Below are 20,846 nucleotides of genomic sequence, written 5' to 3' on the forward strand. Positions count from 1 at the left end.
GGACAGGGTTGTCCGGCGCGCCCCAGGTTTCACTTCCACCCCATCGGCCCGCGCATTCTCGTTCTGTTCCACGAGAAATGTGTGGGTTAACGGTCACGCTGTCCCCAACTGGTAAGAACGACGTCCCGATCAGCTAAGTGCGGATCGCATTTTGCCCCTAATGTTGTCCGCATCACAGAGTGGTGCTGAATTTTGGTGCCGCTCGCTCCGTGGGCGGTGGAGCGAACGTCGATCGTCCACGCTGGTCGGCCGCGTCGCCGACCGCCGCATCAGGCTTCCGCATCCGAGGCTGATCGCATCGCCGTCTTTCAGTCCGACCAGAGGAGAAGCCGTGACTCTGAGCACCACCGCGCCGGAGGTTCCCGGCACCGATCGCAAGACCGGTCGGCCCAGGACCCGGTTCTATCCCTGGATCGTGTTCGTCCTGGCATTCGGTCTGCTGCTGTCGGACTACATGTCCCGCCAGGTCCTCAGTGCGGTCTTCCCCTACCTGAAGACCGAATGGGCGCTCTCGGATTCGCAACTGGCATCGCTCACCAGCGTCGTGGCGCTGATGGTCGGGCTGCTGACGCTGCCGATCTCGATCCTGGCCGACCGTTGGGGACGGGTGAAGAGCCTGGTGCTGATGGCGGTGCTGTGGAGCCTGGCGACTTTGCTGTGCGCGATCGCCACCAGCTACGGGCAGATGCTCGGCGCCCGGTTCCTGGTCGGCATCGGCGAGGCCGCCTACGGCAGTGTCGGCATTGCCCTGGTGATGAGTGTCTTCGCGCCGCACATGCGGTCGAGTATCGGCGGCGCCTTCATGGCCGGCGGCTCGTTCGGCTCGGTGGTGGGCGTCGGCCTCGGCGGGTTCATCGCCGTTCAGTTCGGTTGGCGCTGGTCGTTCGTCGCGATGGCGGTGCTCGGTCTCGTCCTGGCCGCGGCCTTCCGGGCCGCCGTCACCGAGGAGAGGCTCGGGCGGTACTCGACCGACGAGCCGGAGGAGGGTGTCGAGGCGCAGCCCGGCTATCGAGCCCCGTTCCGGAGCCTGTTCAGCAGCACCGCGGTGCTGTGCGCCTACGCGGGCAGCGGTCTGCAGCTGTTCATGTCCGCCAGTCTGTTGGCGTGGCTGCCCAGTTTCTTCAACCGCTACTACGGCATGGAGCCCGACAGGGCAGGCGCGGTCGCCTCGTTCTTCGTCCTGTTCATCGGCGCCGGCATGGTGCTGTGCGGGATGATCACCGACCGGGTCAGCAAGTTCGACGGCGGCCGCAAGTGGACCAGTGCCATCGCCTACTGCCTCATCGCGATGACCTCGTTCGGTATCGCCTTCGGCATCGACAACGGTCCGGTCCAGCTCGGACTGATGGCGGTCGGCGCATTCTTCTCGGCGGGCTCCTCCGGTCCGGCGACCGCCATGGTCGCCAGCCTGACTCACGCCTCGGTGCGGGCCACGGGACTTGGCACGCTGACGCTGGCCAACAGCCTGCTGGGGCTGGCGTTGGGTCCCATGATCGTCGGGATGCTGGCCGACCGATTCGGGCTGGCCTCGGGCCTGCAGCTCGCCGCGCTGGTCTACCTGCTGGCGATTGCCGCGCTGGTGGTCGGCAAGACGACCTATCCCGCAGGCCTGCGCATCCTTGCCGAACTGTCGGCACGTTCATCGCACTGAGAGTGGAACCGGCGTTGACGATGGCGGACGCCAAGCCGCCGACCTTCGTGATGGTCCCGGGACTACGGGGCCACGTGGAGGATCACTGGCAGACCCTGCTGGCGACGGAGCTGGACGGCGTGGTCACGGTGCCTCCGCTCGAGCGGGACGGTCTGAGCCGGGACGCGCGGGTTGCCGCCCTCGACAAGGTGCTGGCCGGGTTGTCCGGTCCGGTGTTCCTGGTCGCGCACAGCGCGGGTGCGCTGATCGCCGTGCACTGGGCGCAGCAGCACCGCCGGCCGATTCAGGGCGCACTGCTGGTCTGTCCTCCGGACCCGGACGTACCCCTGCCCGCGGGCCATCCGAGCCCGGAGGCGTTGGCGGACAACGGCTGGTTGCCCACACCGCGTGAACAGCTGCCCTTCCCGTCCCTGGTGGCGGCCAGTACCAACGATCCGCTCGCGGCGTACGGGCGCGTCGTCGGGATGGCGCGTGACTGGGGTAGCCGGCTGGTGGTACTGGGCGAGGTGGGCCATCTCAATCCCGCATCCGGGCACGGGCCGCTGCCGCAGGGGCGCGAGCTGCTCGGGGATCTGGTCCGCCACGCCGCGCGGCCGGCCGAGATCCTGGCCGGATCGGTTGGCGCGCCGGGACGGTGAGGCCTTCTCTCCGGCTGCGCCGGCGCATATCGTGAGGAGTCGGGTCCACCTCTGGGAGGAGTCTCGACATGGCCAGTCCGTCGGTATCGGATCCGGCACCCAGGTTCGAGGGGGTGCTGGCGGTCTACGTGAATTGCACGTTGAAACGCTCGCCGGAGCGCAGCCACACGCAGGGGCTGATCGACCGCAGCGTCGAGTTGATGCGTGGCGCCGGGGTGGCGGTGGACCAGATCAGGGCGGTCGACCACGACATCGCGACCGGCGTCTACCCCGACATGACGGAACACGGCTGGCCGAGTGACGAGTGGCCTCGGCTCTACGAGCGGATCGTGGCCGCGGACATCCTGGTGCTGGCCGGACCGATCTGGCTGGGAGACAACAGCTCCGTGATGAAGAGGGTGATCGAGCGGCTGTACGGGTGCTCGTCGATCCTCAACGACAAGGGGCAGTATGCGTACTACGGGCGGGTGGGCGGCTGCCTGATCACCGGGAACGAGGACGGCGTCAAGCACTGCGCGATGAACGTGCTCTACAGCCTGCAGCACCTGGGCTACGTGATCCCGCCACAGGCCGATGCCGGCTGGATCGGGGAGGCCGGGCCGGGGCCGTCGTACCTGGACGAGGGTTCGGGCGGACCCGACAACGACTTCACCAATCGCAACACGACATTCATGACGTACAACCTGATGCACCTGGCCGCGATGCTCCGTCGCGAGGGCGGTATTCCCGCGTACGGGAACCAGCGCTCACTGTGGGATGCCGGGTGTCACCCGAGCTTCGCCAATCCCGACTACCGCTGACAAGGCGGTGGCCGCGCCCCGTGAGGAGTGCGGCCACCGGGTGTCCGTGAGGTTCTCGGTCAGGCGGGCATGCCGAGCGAGCGGGCCAGCGTCGGCCAGGCCTTGGGCAACTGGTCCACCCAGTAGGCCCAGGCGTGGGTGCCCGTCGCCTCGAAGTCGAACGTCGCCGGAATGCGCAGGTCCTTCAGTTCGGACTGCAGTTTGCGGGTGCAGATGTTCGCCATCGCCTCGATGGATCCGCCCACCACCACCCGCTCGGTGTAGTTGGCGATGTCGGGGGTCTCGTACCGGCCCGGTGCGCCCGACGCCACCGAGACGTAGATGTCCTTGTCGCGCAGTGCTTCCGCGTTGCGTACCGAGTCGTGTTCGGCCCACCGCGGTCCGCCGACCTCGCCCCAGAGGTTCGCCGGGTCGCCGCCGCGCGAGGACACCGTCGCCTGCACGCTGAGGCGTCCCACGTCGTCCTTCGTCGAGTAGCAACCGCTGAACACCGCAATGCCGCGGTACATCTCGGGGTACCGATGGGCGAGCATCATCGCGCCCTGCGCCCCCATAGAGGCGCCCATCAGTGACTTGACGCCGTTGGTCTTCAGGCGTGCGTCGAGCAACGGCGGCAGTTCCTTGGTGATGAAGGTTTCCCACTTGTGCAGGCCGACGCCCGGATCGATTCTGTCCCAGTCGGTGTACATGCCGGACACGCCGCCGTTGATCATCACGACATTGACGTTCTTGTCCGCGAAGAACTGCGGAGCGCCGCCGATGGTGACCCAGCCGCTGGTGTCCTCCCCGGCGTCCACGCCCTCGAGCGCGTAAATCGACGGCCGCGGAACGGAGTTGTCCTTCGGCAGAAGGACTTCCACCCCGATGTCGCGTCGCATCGCCGGCGAGGCCACCGTGAAGCGGACCAGCTGATCGGTCTTGTTCTCCTCGCCGACGATCGCCGCGGTGGTGATGTCGTCGCGGAGCGGCGGCAGCGGTGGGTGCTCGTTCTGGAGCGGACCGGGAATCGTCGATCCGGCGCTGACGCTGCCCCCGTCGGAACTGCCGAACACGCTGCCGAGGCTGCCGCCCGAACTGCCGGCGCTCCCGGTGTCGGGCGCGGCCGCCGCGGGACCCATCGGCAGCGCGACGAGCGACGCGACCGAGACGCCGAGGATCCCCGTTTGGATGGTGCGGCGCACCGAGCGCCCCGAGACTGAACTCCACATGACAGAACTTCCCCCACGAAAGATCCAAGTTGAATTGGCCCGAAGGTACCGTGGCCACCCCGGGTACCACGACAAATCCGACGAACTGCGTTTGTGTGACCGGACACGGTCGCGGTTGCCGCCGCCCGGCGCGCGCGGCAGGCTGGAGGCACCGTCGCACCGACAGGGGGCCGCCATGTCCACCTCGTTCAACCACACGATCGTCTACGCGAAGGACCGGGACCGCTCGGCGGCGTTCTTCACCGACCTGTTCGGGCTCCCGGACGCGGTGCCGACCGGGGTGTTCCTCTCGGTGCGCCTCGACAACGACGTCACCCTGGACTTCGACGGTCCGCTCGACGAGGTGCAGTCCCAGCACTATGCCTTCCACGTCAGCGAGGACCAGTTCGACGCCGTCTACGGCCGGATCGTGGAGCGCGGTCTCGACCACTGGGCCGACCCAGGGCGGTCGGTGCGCGGGGAGGTCAACACCCACAACGGGGGCCGCGGCGTCTACTTCGAGGACCCGTCGGGCCACTTCATGGAGATCCTCACCAGGCCGTAGCGCGGCCCGGTGGTGGCCGCAGACGATCGTGGCCGCACCCGGTAGGGGGTGCGGCCACGATCTGATCCAGGCGGTTCGGGGGGTGCTACTTGCGGTTGAGCAGCTTGCGCATGGCCTCGGCCGCGCCCTTGACCATCCGGTCACGGGGGAAGCCGCTGCGCTTCTCGGCGGCCTCGTAGTTGCCGCCGGCCACCCACACCGGGCCGTCGGCCAGGTGCTCGAGGCCTTCCCTGGCGACGTCCTCGGGCTCGGCGACGAGCATGCCTGGGATGTCGAAGTTCAGGCCCGCGCGCACCATCGCCGGGGTGCGGGTGACGCCGAGGATCAGCTCGACGACATGCACGCCGTGCGGCTCGAGCTCGAGCCACAGGCTCTCCGCGAACACCCGGCTGAACGCCTTCGACGCCGCGTAGATGCTCTGGTGCTCGGAGCCCATGTAGCCGGCCAGCGAGCCGAGCAGCATGACGCCGCCGCGACCGCGGTCCTTCATCCTCGCGCCGAAGTGGTGCGAGAGTTCGAGCTGGCGGGTGATGTTCAGGTCGATGACGCCACGGAAACCGTCGAGGTCGCCGGTGACGAACTCGTGACCGTAGCTGTTCGCGCCGGCGTTGAAGATCATCAGGCCGACCTCGACGTCGTCGGTCGCGGCCCGGACCTGATCCATCGCGTCGGCGGCCAGCAGGTCCAGCGACAGCGTGCGGACCTCCACCCCGTGCGCGCGGACCTTCTCCGCGGTCTCCTCGAGCGGGCCCGGCTTGCGGGCGATCAGCACGAGGTTCAGGCCGGCCTGCGCCAGCTCGTCGGCGAAGGCCGCACCGACGCCCTCGGAGCCGCCGGCGATGACGGCCCACGGGCCGTACTGGTTCTTGTCGATCATGTCGGTCCTTTTCGTCAGTGGTCGGCGATCTGGGGGGCGGGCACGGGGTCCTCGTCGGTGACGGCGAGTCGACCCTCGACCGCCGCGGTGTGGATCGACGCGGTCAGCGACTCACACCGCATCACCGGTGCGCCCGGACGGCCTTCCCGGCCTTCCCAGGTGTGGATCTCCCGGCACGCCTGCTGGGCGGCCTCGTTCCACTGCACCGCGGTGTGCTCCCAGCTGTGCTTCTGGACCTGCACGCAGGCCCCGCACCGTTCACACGCCAGCGGCTGCATTCTCCCGCGCCTTCTGCTCGAGGTTCGAGTCCACTTCCTTGCGCCAGGACGCGACGGCCTTGGAGGTGTCCATCTCGTGTTCGAACCGATCCACCATCTCCGGCTGCACGTCGGCGGCGTCCACGTAGAACTGCTCGTACCAGCGGCGCAGCTGGTAGACCGGGCCGTCTTCCTCGCACAGGAGCGGGTTCTCGATCCGGGTCTTGTTCTTCCAGATCTCGATGTCCTGCTCGAAGCCCTTGGCGATGAAGGTGCCGAAGTTGGCGGCCATCTCCGTGGCCGCCTCGCCCTGGAACTTCTCGGACTTCTTGACGATGATGCCGTACATCAGCACGAACTTGTCGGGGCTGACGGGGTAGTGGCAGTTGAGGAGAACGGACTCGACGTTGTGGTCCTCGTACTCGTAGGTCAGGTCGTCGATCATGAACGACGGACCGAAGTACGACGCGTCCGAGTGGCTGCCGACCATCTTGGGGGTGCCGGCGGCGTGCGGGCGGGCGTCCTCGCGGGCGGTGCCGCGCATGAACTGGCTCGCGACCTGGCCCTCGAAGACGTTCTTGAAGTACGTCGGGAACGAGTAGTGCACGTAGAAGAAGTGCGCCATGTCGACGATGTTGTCGACGATCTCGCGGCAGTTGGTGTCGACCTCGGTGGTGTACCAGACCCAGTCGGACCACTCGTCGGACAGCGCGCCCTCGATCCGGGGGATGTACATGTCCTGCTCGCCCGGGGCCTTGCCCTCGGCGTCGTGCCAGACGAACAGCAGGCCGTCCTGCTCGAGGGTGGTCCAGGATCGGGTGCGCGCCAGCGGCGGGACGCGGCGGGCGTAGGGGATGCCGGTGCACTTGCCCTTGCCGCCCCAGCGCCAGTCATGGAACGGGCAGGCGACGGAACCGTCCTTGATGCTGCCCTGGCTGAGGTCGCCACCCATGTGGCGGCAGTACGAGTCGAGGGCGCTGAGCTTGCCCTCGCTGTCCTCGAAGACCACCAGCTTGCCGCCGAAGGCCTCGACGCCGTGCGGCTTGCCGTCGCGGAAGTCCTTGGCGAGGCCGAGGCAGTGCCAGCCTCGCGCGAACCTGCTCGGTGCGGCGCCGGTGTCGATGACGCGGATCTCATCGTCTGCGGACTGCGTGGTGGTCACGGTTGTTCCATCCCTTCGAGCGATGCCGCCTGGGCTGCGGCGAAAGACCATTGGCGATCGTTGTCGGCGACGCTAGTGAGGGCGGTCACGGGGTTTTCGCCCGATCTCACTGGCCGGGACCTCCTGGCCGAGTGCGCCGTTCGGGCGCCCCGGGGTCGCCGATAAGATCTGTTGACATGGACAACGAGGTTCTCGAGGCTGTTCGTGACCTTCTTCCGGGCATCGCGGATGACGCCAGGGCAACGGAAGAAGCCCGGCGGATCCCAGTGCAGACCATTCGTGCACTGACCGACGCCGGCGTGTTTCGAATGTTGCAGCCGGTTCGGTACGGCGGCACCGAGTCCGATCCGGTCCACTTCTTCGAGACGGTCCGCGCGTTGTCCGGCGCCTGCGGGTCCACCGGCTGGGTGGCCTCCGTGCTCAGCGTGCACCCGTGGCATCTCGCGCTCTACCCGGACCGGGCACAGGCGGAGGTGTGGGGCGAGAACCCGGACACCCTGATCTGTTCGTCGTACGCCCCGGTCGGCACGATGACGCCGGTCGCCGGCGGGTACGAGGTCTCCGGGGTGTGGCGGTTCTCCTCCGGCGTGGACCATGCGGACTGGGCGTTGCTGGGAGGCGTGCTGGTAGGGGCGAAGGGCGAGACCGTCGACTTCACCACCATGCTGGTGCCGCGCGCGGACTACGAGATCCGCGACATCTGGGACACGGTCGGACTCCGGGGCACCGGCAGCAACGAGATCGCGGTCGATTCGGTGTTCGTGCCGGCACACCGGGTGATGCGCAACTTCGAGTTCTCGCAGCTGCGTGGGCCGGGCCAGGAGGTCAACACCGGTCCGCTGTACCGGATCCCGTTCGCGGCGGTGTTCACCACGGCGATCGCCTCGCCGGTGGTCGGGGTGGTGGCCGGCTGCTACGAGACGTACCTGGCGACCATGCGGGACCGGGTGCGGCTGAGCCTGGGCGGCGGCCGGTTCGCCGAGACCAGGTACGCGCAGGTGACGGTGGCCCGGGCGGCCTCCGAGATCGATGCCTCGATCCTGCAGATGGACCGCAACATCCGGGAGCTGTACGACGCGGCCGCCGCCGGCGAGGAGATCCCGATGCGGCTGCGGCTGCGGGCGCGGCGCGACCAGGTGCTCGGCACCGAGCGTGCCCTCGACGCGATGGAGAAGCTGTTCAAGACCGCGGGCGGTCAGTCCCTGGACCGCGGCAACCCGATCGAACGGGCGTGGCGCGACGCCCACGCCGGCGGCGTGCACGTCGCCAACGACACCGAGCGCGCGCTCGAGCTCTACGGGCGAGGCGCGTTCGGACTGCCGATCGAGGACAACATGGTCTGACGCCGGGGGCCGCGCGTTCCCGGGGCAACATGATCCGCCGGCGGTCACTCCCCGGCCGCGGGTTCGGCGGCCGACGCCTCGACCCGCCGTGCGACGTTCTCCTCCGTCGAGGCGCCCGGGGCCCACTCGGCGATCCACGGCCCGGTGCCCTCACTCTGGTCCAGCACCCCGGCCTCGAGCCAGGTGTAGCGGCCGCCGAGGACCGACGCGGCCAGGGTCCGGTCGACCTCGTCGGTGTTGTCCCACAGCGCCGCGGACAACCGGTCCACCCGCAGTCGGGACTGCTGACAGAACGCGTGCGCGAGCTCGTAGGCCGCGGCGCCGACGTCGGCGGCCTCCTCGCGCCGCTGCATGTCGGCCCGCACGCAGGTGGCGGACATCGCGAACAGTTCGGCGCCGATGTCCACCACTCGGCCGAGGAACTGCTGGTGCTGTTCCATCCCCGCCTGCCAGCGGGCCATCCCGTAGAAGGTGGAGCGGGCCAGCTTGCGTGCGTTGCGCTCGACGAACCGCAGATGTGTTGCGAGCGTGTCGAACTCGCCGTACGAGTTGGGTAGTTGTCCCTTTCCGGAGACCAGGTGCGGCAGCCACTTCGCGTAGAACCCGCTGGCGCCGAGGGCGGCCTTCGCCTTGTGCTGCAGGTCCGACTTCGGGTCCGCGAGGTCGCCCGCCGCGGTCAGGTGCGCGTCGACCGCCTCCCGGGCGACCAGCAGCCGCATGATCTCACTCGAGCCCTCGAAGATCCGGTTGATCCGCAGGTCCCGCAGCAGTTGTTCGACGGGGACCGCGCGTTCGCCGCGCGCGGCCAGCGAGTCCGCCGTCTCGTAGCCGCGCCCGCCGCGGATCTGGACCAGTTCGTCCGCGATCAGGCAACCCATCTCGCTGGCCCACAGCTTGGCCAGAGCCGCCTCGATCCGGATGTCGTTGCGGCCCTCGTCCGCCATCTGGCCGGACAGCTCGAGCACCGACTCGAGCGCGTAGGTGGTGGCCGCGACGAAGGAGATCTTGGCGGCCACCGCGCCGTGCAGGCCGACCGGCCGGCCCCACTGCACCCGCTGCCCGGACCACTCCCGGGCGATCTTCAGCGACCACTTCCCGGCGGCCGCGCACATCGCCGGGATCGCCAGGCGCCCGGCGTTGAGGGTGGTCAACGCGATCTTGAGGCCGTCGCCCTCCCGGCCGATCAGGTTCTCCCGCGGCACCCGCACCTGGTGCAGGCGGGTGACGCCGTTCTCGATGCCCCGCAGACCCATGAAGGCGTTGCGGCGCTCGACCGTGATGCCGGGCGCGTTCGCCTCGACCACGAACGCGGAGATGCCGCCGCGGTGGCCCTCGCTGCGCGGCACCCGCGCCATCACCACCAGGAGCTCGGCGACCACGCCGTTGGTGGTCCAGAGCTTGACGCCGTCGAGCAGGTAGGCCTCGCCGTCGGCGGTCGGGGTGGCGGTCGAGGCCATCCGTGCCGGGTCGGAACCGACGTCCGGCTCGGTCAGCAGGAACGCCGAGATCGCACCCCTGGCGCACCGGGGCAGGAACTCTCGCTTCTGGGCGTCGGTGCCGGCCAGTTTCAGCGGCTCCGGCACGCCGATCGACTGGTGTGCGGAGATCAGCGCGCCGAGGCTCGGGTGCACGGAGGCCACGAGCATCAGCACCCGGTTGTAGGCCACCTGGGACAGGCCGAGACCGCCGTACTCCGGTGGCACCTTCAGCCCGAAGCAGCCGAGCTCGACGAGTCCGCGGACGTACTCGTCGGGGATTCGGGCCTCCCGTTCGATCACCGAACCGTCAAGGCCCGCACAGTATTCGGTGAGCTCGGCGAGAAAGCGATCGGTCCGCGCGTCCTCCTCGGGGGCGGGCCGCGGGAACGGGTGCACCAGGTCCAGTCGGAACCTGCCGAGGAACAGCTCCTTGGCGAAGGACGGTTTGTCCCAGCCACTCTCCCGGGCTTCCTCCGCGACCGCGCGGGCCTGCTCTTCCGTGACCTGGACCGGTGCAACCATGATCCGCCTCCTCGACGGGCGATCGGAGAACCTACTGGCGAGTATTCCCCCGGGCCGCGTCACCGACAACCCCCCGTTCGGCCCGGCAGGTCCGGCGGGCCCGGGGGTGGGAGAATCGGCCGGGAGGTAACGATGGCCAGTTCGGCTAGACCGCCGGCGTACACACTGCGCCAGCTGTACGTGTTCGTGGCCGTCGCCGAGACCGGCACCATCCGGGCGGCGGCCGACCGGTTGCACATCTCGCAGTCGGCGGTCTCCCTCGCGGTCACCGAACTCGAACGCGGGCTTCGCGCGCAGCTCTGCGTGCGGCGGCGCGCGCACGGGGTCCAGCTCACCCCGACCGGTGAGCGCGTCGTGATGCGAGCGAAGGCGCTCCTCGAGCAGGCGGGGGACCTCGCGGCCGAGGCTTCCGGGGCCGAGGGCGTGCTGACCGGGCCGCTCGCCATCGGCTGCTACTCCTCGCTGGGTCCGACCCTGCTGCCGCGGCTGCTCTTCGAGTTCAACAAGCTGCACCCCGAGGTCACGGTCGAGTTCGTGGAGGACACCCAGGATCGGCTCGCGCAGCGGATGCTGTCCGGTGAGCTCGACCTCGCGATCGTCTACGACCTGGATCTGCCGCCCGCGCTGCGCCGCGCCCGCATCGACACGCGTCAGCCCACGATCGTGTTGCCCCCCGAGCACCGGCTCGCGGACGAGCCGGTGCTCGAACTCGCGGCGCTGGCCGACGAGCCGATGGTGCTGCTCGACGCGCCACCGAGCTCGTTCCACGCGCTGCACATGTGCAGCCAGGCCGGGYTCACGCCGCAGGTGCGGTTCAGGCCGAAGAACTTCGAGACTGCGCGCGCCCTCGTGGGTCGCGGGCTGGGCTGGACGCTGCTGATCCAGCGTCCCCAGCTCGACGTCACTTACGAGGGCCTGGGGGTGGTGGTCCGGCCCGACGTGCACCCGCCCCTGGCCGCCGTCGACATTCTTCTCGTGTGGCCGCAGGACGCGCTGCTGAGCCGGGTGGGCAGGGCCTTCGTCGCCTACGCGGCGGCCGAGGCCGGACCGAATCCTCAGGTTTCCTGAGGATTCACCTCGGATTCTTGCGCTTTTCACGCGATGTGATCCAGGTCAAGATGTTCGGCGAGCCGCTTTGTCGGCACGCGCGGGTGGCTACGTCCCTGCGCTTCCAGACGTGAAAGGCACCAACTCATGACGGCTACCGTCTCGGCGACTGCGCCGCAGGCACTGCACCAGAGGGCTCGCAAGGCCGCGCTGGGCAGCTTCGTCGGCACCGCGATCGAGTGGTACGACTTCTTCATCTACGGCACGGCCGCCGCACTCGTCCTCGGCAGCCAGTTCTTCCCCGGAAGTTCGGAACTGGCCGGCACCCTCGCCGCGTTCGCGACCCTCGCCGTCGGATTCCTCGCTCGCCCCATCGGTGGCATCGTGATGGGCCACTTCGGTGACCGCGTCGGCCGCAAGTCGATGCTCGTGATCTCGTTGCTGCTCATGGGTTTCGCGACCGTCGGTATCGGTGTGCTCCCCAACTATGACGCGATCGGTGTGTTCGCCCCGATCCTGCTGGTGACGCTGCGCTTCGTCCAGGGCCTCGGCGTCGGCGGCGAGTGGGGCGGCGCGGTCCTGGTCGCCACGGAGAACGCCCCCGAGGGCCGCAAGGGCCTGTACGGAGCGGCGCCGCAGATCGGTGTCCCGGCCGGCGTCCTCCTGGCCAACCTCGTCTACCTGCCGCTGACCGCGTTCATGAGCGACGAGACGTTTGCCGCGTGGGGCTGGCGGATTCCGTTCCTGCTCAGCGCCGTTCTCGTCCTGGTCGCGATGTGGATCCGACTCGGACTCGAGGAGAGCCACGAGTTCCAGGCGACAAGGGACCGGCCGCAGGAGACCAAACTGCCGATCGTCGAGGTCCTCACCAAGCACTGGCGGACGGTCCTGCTGGCGGGCGGAACGTTCATCGCCACCAACGGCATTGCGTACGCCTACATGGTCTACGTCCTCAAGTACGGCGAGAAGACCCTCGGCTTCAGCAAGACCACGATGCTGTTCCTGCTGATCGGATCGTGCCCGTTCTGGATGGCCGGCATGGCGTTCAGCGCGTGGAAGTCCGACACCCTCGGCCGCCGGACGGTCTACGTCCGCAGCTCGATCGCGCTGGTGATCGCCGCCGCGGTGTTCTTCCCGCTGATGGACACCGCCGTGCTGCCGGTCATGGCGGTCACGATGATCGGCCTGGGCTTCACCCTCGGCTGCTGCGCCGGCCCGCAGTCCGCGCTGTTCGCGGAGCTGTTCCCCCCGGCGATCCGCTACTCGGGTGCCTCCCTCGGCTACCAGGTCGGTGCCATCCTCGGCGGCGGCCTCGCACCGATCATCGCCACCGCGCTGTATGCGAGCTTCGAGACGTCGCTCGCGATCACCGGCTACTTCGTGCTGATCGCGCTGATCAGCCTCGCCAGCATTCTCGTGCTGAAGGTGCCCGGTACCGAGTCCTCCCGTCTGTCCGAGCAGGAAGAGGTCTGATCATGTCGACCTACTACCAGCCCCCGAAGTACTCGGCGTCGGACTTCGTGTCGATGACGCCCACCGACGAGGCCCTGCCCGTCGTCGTCGTCGGCGCCGGACCCGTCGGCATGGCCGCCGCCCTCGGCCTCGCGCAGCGCGGCATCCCCGTCACGATTCTCGAGGCGGCCGATCAGGTCTCGTTCGGCAGTCGCGCCATCTGCATCTCCCGCCACAGTCTCGAGGCCGCGGCGCGGCTCGGCTTCGGGGCCGAGCTCGAGAAGATCGTGCTCCCGTGGGTCGGCGGACGCAGCTTCTACCGCGATCAGCAGGTGCTGCACTTCGAGATGCGCAACGCCGACCACGACGTCCGGCCGCCGATGGTCAACGTCTCGCAGTCGGAGTTCGAGCAGATCATGGTCGACACCCTCGAGGCGAACCCGCTCATCACGCTGCACTGGTCCGCCAGCATCGCGGGCGTGCTGCGCGCCGACGACGAGGTGACCCTCGAGGTCGACACCGCCTTCGGCCAGCGCCACTTGCGCGCCCGCTGGGTCGTGGCCGCCGACGGTGGCCGCAGCCGCCTGCGCGAGCTCGCCGGTATCCGCATGCAGGGCAACAACTATTCGGGACGCTATGTCATCGCCGACATCCACTGGGAGTCGGCACTGCCGGCCGAGCGCATGGTCTGGTTCGACCCGCCGAGCAACCCGGGCTCGACGATCATCATGCACAAGCAGCCCAAGAACATCTGGCGCATCGACTACCAGCTCGACCCGTCGGAGGACGCCGAACTGGAGACCCAGGAAGACCGCATCCGCGACAGGATCACGCGGCATCTGGAGTGGCTGCAGAACGATCTGCCGTGGACCCTCGAGTGGCACGGCTTCTACAGTGCTCGCGCGCTGGCGCTGGAGGACTTCACGCACGGCCGCATACTGTTCGCCGGCGACGCGGCGCACCTGGTGCCGATCTTCGGTGTGCGGGGCCTCAACTCGGGCATGGAGGACGCCGAGACCCTCGCATGGCAGTTGGCATCGGTGATCCACGGCAACGCCGGAGAGGAACTGCTGCAGGCGTACTCGGTGGAGCGCCACGACGCGTGGCGGCAGAACATCGCGAACGCCGGCAAGAGCACGCTGATCATGTCGCCCGGCAGCCACGGCTACCAGACGACGCGCGACGCGATCCTGGCGCTGTCGGTGACCCGCCCCGAGTTCAGCCACCTGATCAACCCGCGCCAGTCCAGTGCCACCAATGCGCGGATCTCCCCGCTCACCTGGCCCACCCCGGCCGACGCCGACGGTGTCGCCGCCGGTGACCCGGTCGAGGACCGTCGGGTCCAGGTTGCCGACGGCAGCGAGTCGTCCCTGAACGTGCTGCGCGGCAACGGCTTCGCGGTACTGGGCGTGCGCGTCGACGCCGCCGCGCTGGCCGCCGCGACCGCGACCCTCGCCGGCGCGCTGGCACCGGAGTCGGTGCGCGCCATCCTGATCGGCTCGGACAACTCCGACGCCTCGGTCGCGGTCGTCCCCGACACCGAGGGTCAGGTCGCCGCCTCTCTGGGTGCCCGCGACGGCGAGGTGTTCGTAATTCGACCCGACGGCGTGCTGCTGTGCCGCGTCGACGGTGTCGGACGCATCGACGACGTCGTCCGTCACCTGAGCCTGGGCAACGCCCCGGCGGGTGCGTCGGCGACGGTCGACAACGGGCCCGCGATCGATCCGGCGGAGTTGCGCCGCGAGAACGTGTGGATGGGCCTGTCCGACGCGCTCGACCAGGTGGGCGAGACCGACCGCGAGGGCTTCCTGACCCGCCTCGCGCTGGTGCTCGGTTCGCAGGTGGGACAGCGCGAGTTCGAGGAGGCCATCGCGGCCGCCACCGACCCGTTGCTCACCGTCCCGGTCGACGTGAACACGGGTGCTTCCGTCGGTGCCTGAGAAGCTCTCCGCGCCCGGGGTCGCACGGCACACGCCGGCGGCCCCGGGCGCGTCTGCGTGGGGTGTCGTGTCGATCGCGCTCCTCGCGGGCGTGCTGGCCGCGAGCCAGGTCGGCAAGGTCATCGTCGCGCTGCCGGCGGTCCGGGGCGACCTGGGCATGAGCCTGACGGCATCGGGGGTCCTGCTGTCGTCGTACACGTTCGTCGGCGCGCTGCTCGGCAGTGCCGCAGGCGGATTCGTCGACCGGTGGGGCCGACGCCGGATGCTGGTGCTGGCCCTGGTGGTACTGGCCGTGGGCGCGATGCTCGGTGCCGTCGCCCCGTCCACCCCGGTGCTGCTGTTCTCCCGGATTCTCGAGGGCCTGGGGTTCATGGGGGTCGCGGTGTCGTCGCCCGCACTGATCGGCGCGGCCGCCGGCGTGCACCACCGCCGACTCGCCCTCGGCATGTGGGGGATCTACATGCCGCTCGGCCAGTTCGTCGCGATCGCCACGGGACCGTCGGTGATCGACGCGATCGGGTGGCGCGGCCTCTGGGCGGTCAACGCGGCTGCGTTGCTGGCGTGCGCGCTGCTGGTCGCCGTGGGGGTTCGGGAGGCGCCGTGCGATCCGTCCGCCGCCGCCGGACCGCCGCCGAAAAGCTCACGCGTGTGGCGTAACTCGACGGCCCTGCTGATCGCGCTGGCCTTCGGCACCTACTCGCTGCAGTACCTTGCCGTGATCGGGTTCCTGCCGACGATGTACGCCGCCGCCGGCCGGGCCGAGTCGACCGCCGCGGCCGCGACCGCGCTCGTGGTGCTGGGCAACATCATCGGAAACGTCAGTGCCGGAATGCTGCTGCACCGTGGCGCACGACCGGGCACGCTGATCGCCGTCGCCGCGGCGTCCATGGGCACGGCCGCGATCGTGATCTACGCCAGTTGGTCGCCGTTCGCGCTGTCGTACGCCGCCGCGGTGGTGTTCGCGACGATGGGCGGGCACCTGCCGGCCGCCGTGTTCGCGGCGGTGCCGGGCGCCGCGCCGTCGTCGCGGGAGACCGGGCCGGTCAACGGACTGGTGGTGCAGGCCTCCAACATGGGTTCGATCGTGGGTCCGCCGCTGGTCGCGGCGGTCGCCACCCACGTCGGGGGCTGGTCGGCGAGCCCGCTCGTGCTGAGCACGGTTGCGGGCATCTGCCTGATCGCGGGTCTCGCGGTGCGGGCCAGGGAATCTCGCTGACCCGCCCCGCATACGTCACTACAGGTCTGCGAGGACCTTCTCGATGCTGGTGACGAGCGCGACCGGGGCCTCGAACATCGCGTAGTGCCCGGCGTTGGCGAGCACGTCCAGCTCGCACTGCGGCAACTGCGCCATCCACGTGGCCTTCATCGTCTCGGCACCGAGTGCGGGATCATGCTCCCCGACAATGGTCTTGACCGGGATGGATGTCTGCGGCAGCTGGTCCGCGAAATCGGCACCCGCCCAGGAGCGCAGGTAGGCGCCGAACGCGGGGCGGGAGGTGAAGTCCACCGAGAACTGCGTCATCTGACGCAGCCACGTCGCGGACTGGCGGTTGCCGGTCGTGAAGTCGAGGATTGCGTACCGGTTGCCGTCCTCGTTCTCGGCGCCGCCGAACAGCGCCGCGCTGTCGTCGTCGAACGGCACGCCCGACGCGGGGACGGGGCTGATTCCGATCAGCGCGGTGACCCGGTCGGGGGCGTCGGCGAGCACGCGCAGCGCGGCGGCGCCGCCCATCGAGTGTCCGATGAGCGCGAAACGGTCCCAGCCCAGTTCGTCGGCCAGCGCCAGGGCGTCCGCCGAGATCTCCTCGAGCGTGAACTCGCCGGCCTCGTCAACCCGGGCGCCGTAGCCGCGGTAGTCGATCAGCGCGTAGGTGTAAGCACCGGTGTCGATCAGATCAGGCAGCATTCCCCACCCGGTGGCGGTGCCGAACCAGCCGTGCAGTGCGATCACCCGGACCGGTCCGTGGCCGACGAGCTCGTGTGCGATGGTCATTCAACTTCTCCTGCCTGCGGCGAATCTGTCTGTAGCGGTGTGGTGAACGGGACGGGCCCCGACCCGTCCCTGGTGAGGAGCGGGGCCGGGGCCCGGATGCTCAGGTCCTGCCGAACGAACCGGCGCGGTTACTGGACCTCGTCGAGGTCCACGCCCTTCGTCTCGCGGCTGAAGAGCAGTGCGATCACCGTGATCGACATCGTGACCACCAGGTATCCGACCACCATACCGACGCCGTAGTTGTCGATCAGCCAGACCGCGATGAACGGCGCGGGGGCACCGGCGATGATCGACGAGCCCTGGAACACCAGCGACGAACCGGCGTAGCGGTAGCGGGTCGGGAACAGCTCCGTGATCCAGGCGGCCTCGGGGCCGGCGAGCATGCCGTGGAAGAACGCGCCCACGCACACACCCAGCCACAGCATGGGCAGGCTCTCGAGCTGGACCAGCCAGAAGAACACCGGTGCCCACACCACGAGGATGACCGCGGGGACCAGCATCGCGGTCCGGCGGCCCACCCGGTCGGACCACGCGCCGCCGCCGATCATGCCGACGAACTGGAACAGGGAGGCGAACGTGACGGCCATGATGACGTCGCCGCGATGGAAGTCGAAATACGTGGTGGCGTAGGCGATCACGAACACGGTGTAGACGTAGAACGCGATGTTCTCGCCCAGGCGCATGCCGAGGCCGATCAGGACGGCCCGCGGGCGGCGCAGCGCCTCGAGGATGCTGGAACGTTCCTCGGTCTGCGGGGCCCTGGCGGCCTGCTCCTGCGCGGCCTTGAAGACCGGCGACTCCTCCACGCCGCGGCGCACCCAGAAGCCGACGATCAGCAGCGGGATCGCGAACAGGAAGGCGACGCGCCAGCCCCACTTGTCGAACGCGTCGTCCGCGAGGAAGAACGCGAGGACCGAGACGACGACGGTCGCGAGGACCGTGCCCATCGGCGCGCCGGCCTGCGGCCACGACGCCCAGAAGCCGCGCCTTTTCGGTTCGCCGTACTCGCTGACCAGCAGCACCGCGGCGCCGAACTCGCCGCCGAGCGCGAAGCCCTGGATCATGCGCAGCACGACGAGCAGGACAGTGGCCCAGATGCCGATCTGGTCGTAGGTCGGCAGCAGGCCGATGGCGGCGGTCGCGGTGCCCAGCAAGATGAACGTCGTGACGAGCATCGGCTTGCGGCCGTACTTGTCGCCGAGGTGGCCGAAGACGACGCCGCCCAGCGGGCGTGCGACGAAGCCCAGGCCCTGGGTGGCCAGCGCCAGCAGCAACTTCGTGATGCCGTCCTCGCCGGGGAAGAACAGCGGGCCGAGGACTGTCGCGGCGAGAATGCCGTAGATGGCGAAGTCGTACCACTCGAGCACGGCGCCGGCCATGCTGCCGGTGAGGACGCGCTTGAAGCTGGACTTGGACGGCTGGTCACTCAGAGGTGAGCCCGGGGGCACAGCGGGCTCGATGACGGTCGGTGATCCCATGACGGATCCTTTCGGGTGCTGAAGAGGAGGGGAGGTGGGTCAGAGCGCGAGGGTGACCTTTGTGCCACACGCGCGGGAGCAGCAGGTCATCATCGACTTGTTCTGAGCCCGTTCGGCTTTGGTGAGCACCATGTCGCGGTGATCCACCTCGCCGTCGAGGACGGGGGCTTCGCACGATCCGCACAGTCCCTCCTCGCAGTCGCTCTGGATGTCGATGTTCGACGCCCGCAGGGCGTCGAGCACCGTCTGGTCGGCAGCGACCTGGATGGTCAGGCCCGAGTCGCGGAGCTCCACCTCGAAGGAGTGCTCGTTGGCCGGGTCCAGGGTCGCGAGATTTGAGGTGAAGTGCTCGACATGCAGCGAGTCCTCGGGCCAGTGCGCGCAGGCCTCCTCGAGGGCGGACAGCAGGCGTTCGGGCCCGCACGAGTAGATCTGGGCGCCGTCCACCGGCGTCGCGAGCAGGGCCGGGATGTCGAGGCGGTTGCCGGCGGCGCTCGCGTGCACGGCGAGACGGTCGCCGTGGTCGGCGGTCAGCCGCTCGAGCAGTGCCATCGTCGCGACATCGCGTCCGCAGTAGTGGATCTCGTAGTCCCGGCCGGCGGCCTTCGCGTGGTCGGCCATCGCGGCGATCGGTGTGACGCCGATGCCGCCGGCGATGAACACGTAGCGCTCGGCGTCGGGGTCGAGCTTGAAGTGGTTGCGCGGACCGCGCATCTTCAGGGTGTGGCCGGCCTCGAGGGTGCGGTGCACGTAGCGCGATCCGCCGCGGCTCTCGGGCTCCTCGAGGACCGCGATCTCGTACGTGGACAGGTCGTTCGGGTCGCCGCACAGCGAGTACTGCCGGGACAGGTCGCCGAGGTCGACGTCGATGTGCGAACCCGGGGTCCACTTCGGCAGCGCCTTGCCCGACGGATCCGACAGGGTCACGCGCACGACGCCGTCGGCGGCCGGGGTGATCGCGTCGACGGTGACGGTCCGGGAGAGGTTGGTCTTGGACGGTTCGCCGATCTTGACCGGCTGGCGGTTGTCGAGTATCGACGGATCGGTGCGCTCCGGGTTCTTCGCCGGATCCCACTGCACCAGAACGTGGTCCGGTCCACGGAACGAGGTGTTGGGCAGGTAGGTGAACTCCTGGTTCGGCACGAGCTCCATGTGCGGCAGACGCTTGGTGAACTCCTCGAGGAAGATCTGCATCTCCATGCGGGCAAGGTTCTTGCCCAGGCACTGGTGGCTTCCGTAGCCGAAAGTGAGGTGGTCGCTGGAGTTCTCGCGGCGGATGTCGAAGTCGTCACCGTTGTCGAAGTGCCGCTCGTCGTGATTCGCGGACGACGTGACGATCAGCAGCTTCGAGCCCTCGGGGATGTCGATCCCGCCGATCGTGGTGTCGGCGGTGACCAGACGGCGCCAGGCTGCCACCGAACCCGAATGGCGCAGGCACTCCTCGACGGCATTGGGGATCAGGCTCGGATCGGCGCAGATCTCCTCCCAGACGCCGCGGTTCTCGAGCAGCAGGCGGAAGGCGTTGGCCGACGCGTTGGCCGTGGTCTCGTGTGCCGCAACGATTCCCGCCATCATCATCGAGTGCAGATAGGAGTCGGTGACGACGTCCGGCTGCTCCTGCTGCATGCGGATGCCGAACGGCATCCAGCCGTGGCCCGACGGGTCCCTGCGCATCTTCTCGAGAACCTGGCCGGCGTACTGCCAGAACTTGCCGACCGCCTCGGCGACGGCGACCTGCTCCTCGGGTGCGGGCCGCCCCCACGTGTTGACGGTGTGCGCGATGGAGTACTTGCGCAGCTCGTCCATGTCCTCCTCGGGCACACCGAGGAAGTGCAGGGCGACGGTGAGCGGGACCTCCCAGAGCATCTCGTCGACCAGGTCGGCGCGGCCGGTCTCGACGAAGCGGTCCACGTACTCGCGGGTGAGGCGCCGCACCATCGGCTCGTGGTGGACGAGTTCCTTGGGGGTGAACGGGTCCATGAGCACCCGCCGGCGCGGCATGTGTGCGGGCTCGTCCTCGTTCACGAGGGTGCGTGACATCGCGTAGTCGTACTTCGCGAGCGCCGCCGTCGCCTCGTCGGATACCGGGGTGATCTTCTCGAGTGCGATCGACGGCGAGAACAGGATGTTGTCGCGGAACACGGCCTTGACGTCCTCGTACCGGGTGACCACCCAGTAGCCGGTTTCGGGGCTGAAGAACACCGGCTCCTCGTCGCGGGACCAGCGCAGCGACGCGGCGGGGTCCACCTGGTACGGGCCCTCGAACGGGTCGAAGGCGGCGGCATTCGCGGAAACCGGGCACCCCGTGTTCTGCAGGGCGGTGTGGTCGATCGGGCACAGGCTCATGACTCTGACTTCTCCGAACTGTCTTGAACTGCAAAGTTACGAATAGCGCACATCGTGTATCGGTGAGCGAACTTCGCACAGAGTAAGCGCGGTCACATTCGGGGTCAAGA

17 protein-coding genes are annotated in these 20,846 nt (G+C 69.0%); 9 read left to right on the forward strand and 8 right to left on the reverse strand.

What is annotated here, in order from left to right; all coding sequences use genetic code 11:
- Positions 1–331 precede the first annotated feature (331 nt).
- The 3 genes from AC1DU4_RS23300 to AC1DU4_RS23310 all read left to right on the forward strand — a co-directional run bounded on the left by AC1DU4_RS23300 (position 332) and on the right by AC1DU4_RS23310 (position 3,089).
- Positions 332–1,651 (forward strand): MFS transporter, encoded by a 1,320-nt coding sequence (locus AC1DU4_RS23300; RefSeq protein WP_477843908.1) that lies wholly within the window; start codon positions 332–334, stop codon positions 1,649–1,651.
- Positions 1,652–1,671: 20 nt separating this feature from the next.
- On the forward strand, positions 1,672–2,289 hold the full coding sequence (locus tag AC1DU4_RS23305) for an RBBP9/YdeN family alpha/beta hydrolase (protein ID WP_477843937.1): 618 nt from the start codon (positions 1,672–1,674) through the stop codon (positions 2,287–2,289).
- A 68-nt stretch (positions 2,290–2,357) separates the two neighbouring features.
- Positions 2,358–3,089, forward strand: coding sequence for a flavodoxin family protein (locus AC1DU4_RS23310; RefSeq protein WP_477843910.1), 732 nt, complete (start codon positions 2,358–2,360; stop codon positions 3,087–3,089).
- 59 nt (positions 3,090–3,148) lie between these two features.
- Here the strand turns inward: AC1DU4_RS23310 and AC1DU4_RS23315 are convergent, their stop codons facing one another.
- A complete protein-coding gene (locus AC1DU4_RS23315) occupies positions 3,149–4,297 on the reverse strand; it encodes an alpha/beta hydrolase (protein ID WP_477843912.1) in 1,149 nt (382 codons plus the stop codon).
- A gap of 175 nt (positions 4,298–4,472) precedes the next feature.
- Here AC1DU4_RS23315 and AC1DU4_RS23320 point away from each other — a divergent pair, with 175 nt between their 5' ends.
- Positions 4,473–4,841, forward strand: coding sequence for a VOC family protein (locus AC1DU4_RS23320; protein ID WP_477843914.1), 369 nt, complete (start codon positions 4,473–4,475; stop codon positions 4,839–4,841).
- An 85-nt stretch (positions 4,842–4,926) separates the two neighbouring features.
- Here the strand turns inward: AC1DU4_RS23320 and AC1DU4_RS23325 are convergent, their stop codons facing one another.
- Genes AC1DU4_RS23325 through AC1DU4_RS23335 form a run of 3 tightly spaced genes read right to left on the reverse strand, consistent with a single transcriptional unit; the run spans position 4,927 to position 7,137 of the window.
- Positions 4,927–5,718 carry an SDR family NAD(P)-dependent oxidoreductase gene (locus tag AC1DU4_RS23325; RefSeq protein WP_072843493.1) on the reverse strand — a complete coding sequence of 264 codons (792 nt, stop codon included), beginning with the start codon at positions 5,716–5,718 and terminating at the stop codon, positions 4,927–4,929.
- Between the two features lie 14 nt (positions 5,719–5,732).
- Positions 5,733–5,960: a hypothetical protein gene (locus AC1DU4_RS23330; RefSeq protein ID WP_477843916.1), complete on the reverse strand. Its 228-nt coding sequence runs from the start codon at positions 5,958–5,960 to the stop codon at positions 5,733–5,735.
- Between the two features lie 16 nt (positions 5,961–5,976).
- Complete coding sequence (locus tag AC1DU4_RS23335) at positions 5,977–7,137, reverse strand: 3-ketosteroid-9-alpha-monooxygenase, oxygenase component (RefSeq protein WP_477843918.1); 1,161 nt, start codon at positions 7,135–7,137, stop codon at positions 5,977–5,979.
- A gap of 176 nt (positions 7,138–7,313) precedes the next feature.
- On the opposite strand from AC1DU4_RS23335, the gene hsaA reads away from it, so the two are divergent.
- Positions 7,314–8,480, forward strand: a complete 1,167-nt coding sequence (gene hsaA / locus AC1DU4_RS23340) for a 3-hydroxy-9,10-secoandrosta-1,3,5(10)-triene-9,17-dione monooxygenase oxygenase subunit (RefSeq protein WP_477843920.1) — start codon at positions 7,314–7,316, stop codon at positions 8,478–8,480.
- Between the two features lie 44 nt (positions 8,481–8,524).
- Here hsaA and AC1DU4_RS23345 read toward each other — a convergent pair whose 3' ends face one another.
- Complete coding sequence (locus tag AC1DU4_RS23345; protein WP_477843922.1) at positions 8,525–10,480, reverse strand: acyl-CoA dehydrogenase family protein; 1,956 nt, start codon at positions 10,478–10,480, stop codon at positions 8,525–8,527.
- A gap of 132 nt (positions 10,481–10,612) precedes the next feature.
- Here AC1DU4_RS23345 and AC1DU4_RS23350 point away from each other — a divergent pair, with 132 nt between their 5' ends.
- The 4 genes from AC1DU4_RS23350 to AC1DU4_RS23365 all read left to right on the forward strand — a co-directional run bounded on the left by AC1DU4_RS23350 (position 10,613) and on the right by AC1DU4_RS23365 (position 16,135).
- Positions 10,613–11,548, forward strand: a complete 936-nt coding sequence (locus tag AC1DU4_RS23350) for a LysR substrate-binding domain-containing protein (protein ID WP_477843923.1) — start codon at positions 10,613–10,615, stop codon at positions 11,546–11,548.
- A gap of 126 nt (positions 11,549–11,674) precedes the next feature.
- Positions 11,675–13,000, forward strand: a complete 1,326-nt coding sequence (locus tag AC1DU4_RS23355) for an MFS transporter (RefSeq protein WP_477843925.1) — start codon at positions 11,675–11,677, stop codon at positions 12,998–13,000.
- A 2-nt stretch (positions 13,001–13,002) separates the two neighbouring features.
- The gene (locus tag AC1DU4_RS23360) at positions 13,003–14,919 is read left to right on the forward strand and encodes an FAD-dependent monooxygenase (protein WP_477843927.1); all 1,917 of its coding nucleotides are present in this window, start codon (positions 13,003–13,005) and stop codon (positions 14,917–14,919) included.
- Positions 14,920–14,986: 67 nt separating this feature from the next.
- The gene (locus AC1DU4_RS23365; RefSeq protein WP_477843929.1) at positions 14,987–16,135 is read left to right on the forward strand and encodes an MFS transporter; all 1,149 of its coding nucleotides are present in this window, start codon (positions 14,987–14,989) and stop codon (positions 16,133–16,135) included.
- A gap of 18 nt (positions 16,136–16,153) precedes the next feature.
- Here AC1DU4_RS23365 and AC1DU4_RS23370 read toward each other — a convergent pair whose 3' ends face one another.
- The 3 genes from AC1DU4_RS23370 to AC1DU4_RS23380 form a co-directional block, all read right to left on the reverse strand.
- On the reverse strand, positions 16,154–16,912 hold the full coding sequence (locus tag AC1DU4_RS23370; RefSeq protein ID WP_477843931.1) for an alpha/beta fold hydrolase: 759 nt from the start codon (positions 16,910–16,912) through the stop codon (positions 16,154–16,156).
- A 128-nt stretch (positions 16,913–17,040) separates the two neighbouring features.
- Positions 17,041–18,390 (reverse strand): MFS transporter, encoded by a 1,350-nt coding sequence (locus tag AC1DU4_RS23375; protein WP_477843933.1) that lies wholly within the window; start codon positions 18,388–18,390, stop codon positions 17,041–17,043.
- Positions 18,391–18,429: 39 nt separating this feature from the next.
- Positions 18,430–20,736, reverse strand: coding sequence for a cytochrome P450 (locus tag AC1DU4_RS23380; RefSeq protein ID WP_477843935.1), 2,307 nt, complete (start codon positions 20,734–20,736; stop codon positions 18,430–18,432).
- Positions 20,737–20,846: the final 110 nt, after the last annotated feature.

The organism is Rhodococcus sp. P4_F5 (assembly GCF_056401315.1).

Coding starts and splice junctions, on each gene's coding strand:
- AC1DU4_RS23305 (WP_477843937.1), top strand. CDS start 1,672: ATGGCGGACGCCAAGCCGCCGACCTTCGTGATGGTCCCGGGACTACGG.
- AC1DU4_RS23310 (WP_477843910.1), top strand. CDS start 2,358: ATGGCCAGTCCGTCGGTATCGGATCCGGCACCCAGGTTCGAGGGGGTG.
- AC1DU4_RS23315 (WP_477843912.1), bottom strand. CDS start 4,297: ATGTGGAGTTCAGTCTCGGGGCGCTCGGTGCGCCGCACCATCCAAACG.
- AC1DU4_RS23320 (WP_477843914.1), top strand. CDS start 4,473: ATGTCCACCTCGTTCAACCACACGATCGTCTACGCGAAGGACCGGGAC.
- AC1DU4_RS23325 (WP_072843493.1), bottom strand. CDS start 5,718: ATGATCGACAAGAACCAGTACGGCCCGTGGGCCGTCATCGCCGGCGGC.
- hsaA (WP_477843920.1), top strand. CDS start 7,314: ATGGACAACGAGGTTCTCGAGGCTGTTCGTGACCTTCTTCCGGGCATC.
- AC1DU4_RS23345 (WP_477843922.1), bottom strand. CDS start 10,480: ATGGTTGCACCGGTCCAGGTCACGGAAGAGCAGGCCCGCGCGGTCGCG.
- AC1DU4_RS23355 (WP_477843925.1), top strand. CDS start 11,675: ATGACGGCTACCGTCTCGGCGACTGCGCCGCAGGCACTGCACCAGAGG.
- AC1DU4_RS23360 (WP_477843927.1), top strand. CDS start 13,003: ATGTCGACCTACTACCAGCCCCCGAAGTACTCGGCGTCGGACTTCGTG.
- AC1DU4_RS23370 (WP_477843931.1), bottom strand. CDS start 16,912: ATGACCATCGCACACGAGCTCGTCGGCCACGGACCGGTCCGGGTGATC.
- AC1DU4_RS23375 (WP_477843933.1), bottom strand. CDS start 18,390: ATGGGATCACCGACCGTCATCGAGCCCGCTGTGCCCCCGGGCTCACCT.
- AC1DU4_RS23380 (WP_477843935.1), bottom strand. CDS start 20,736: ATGAGCCTGTGCCCGATCGACCACACCGCCCTGCAGAACACGGGGTGC.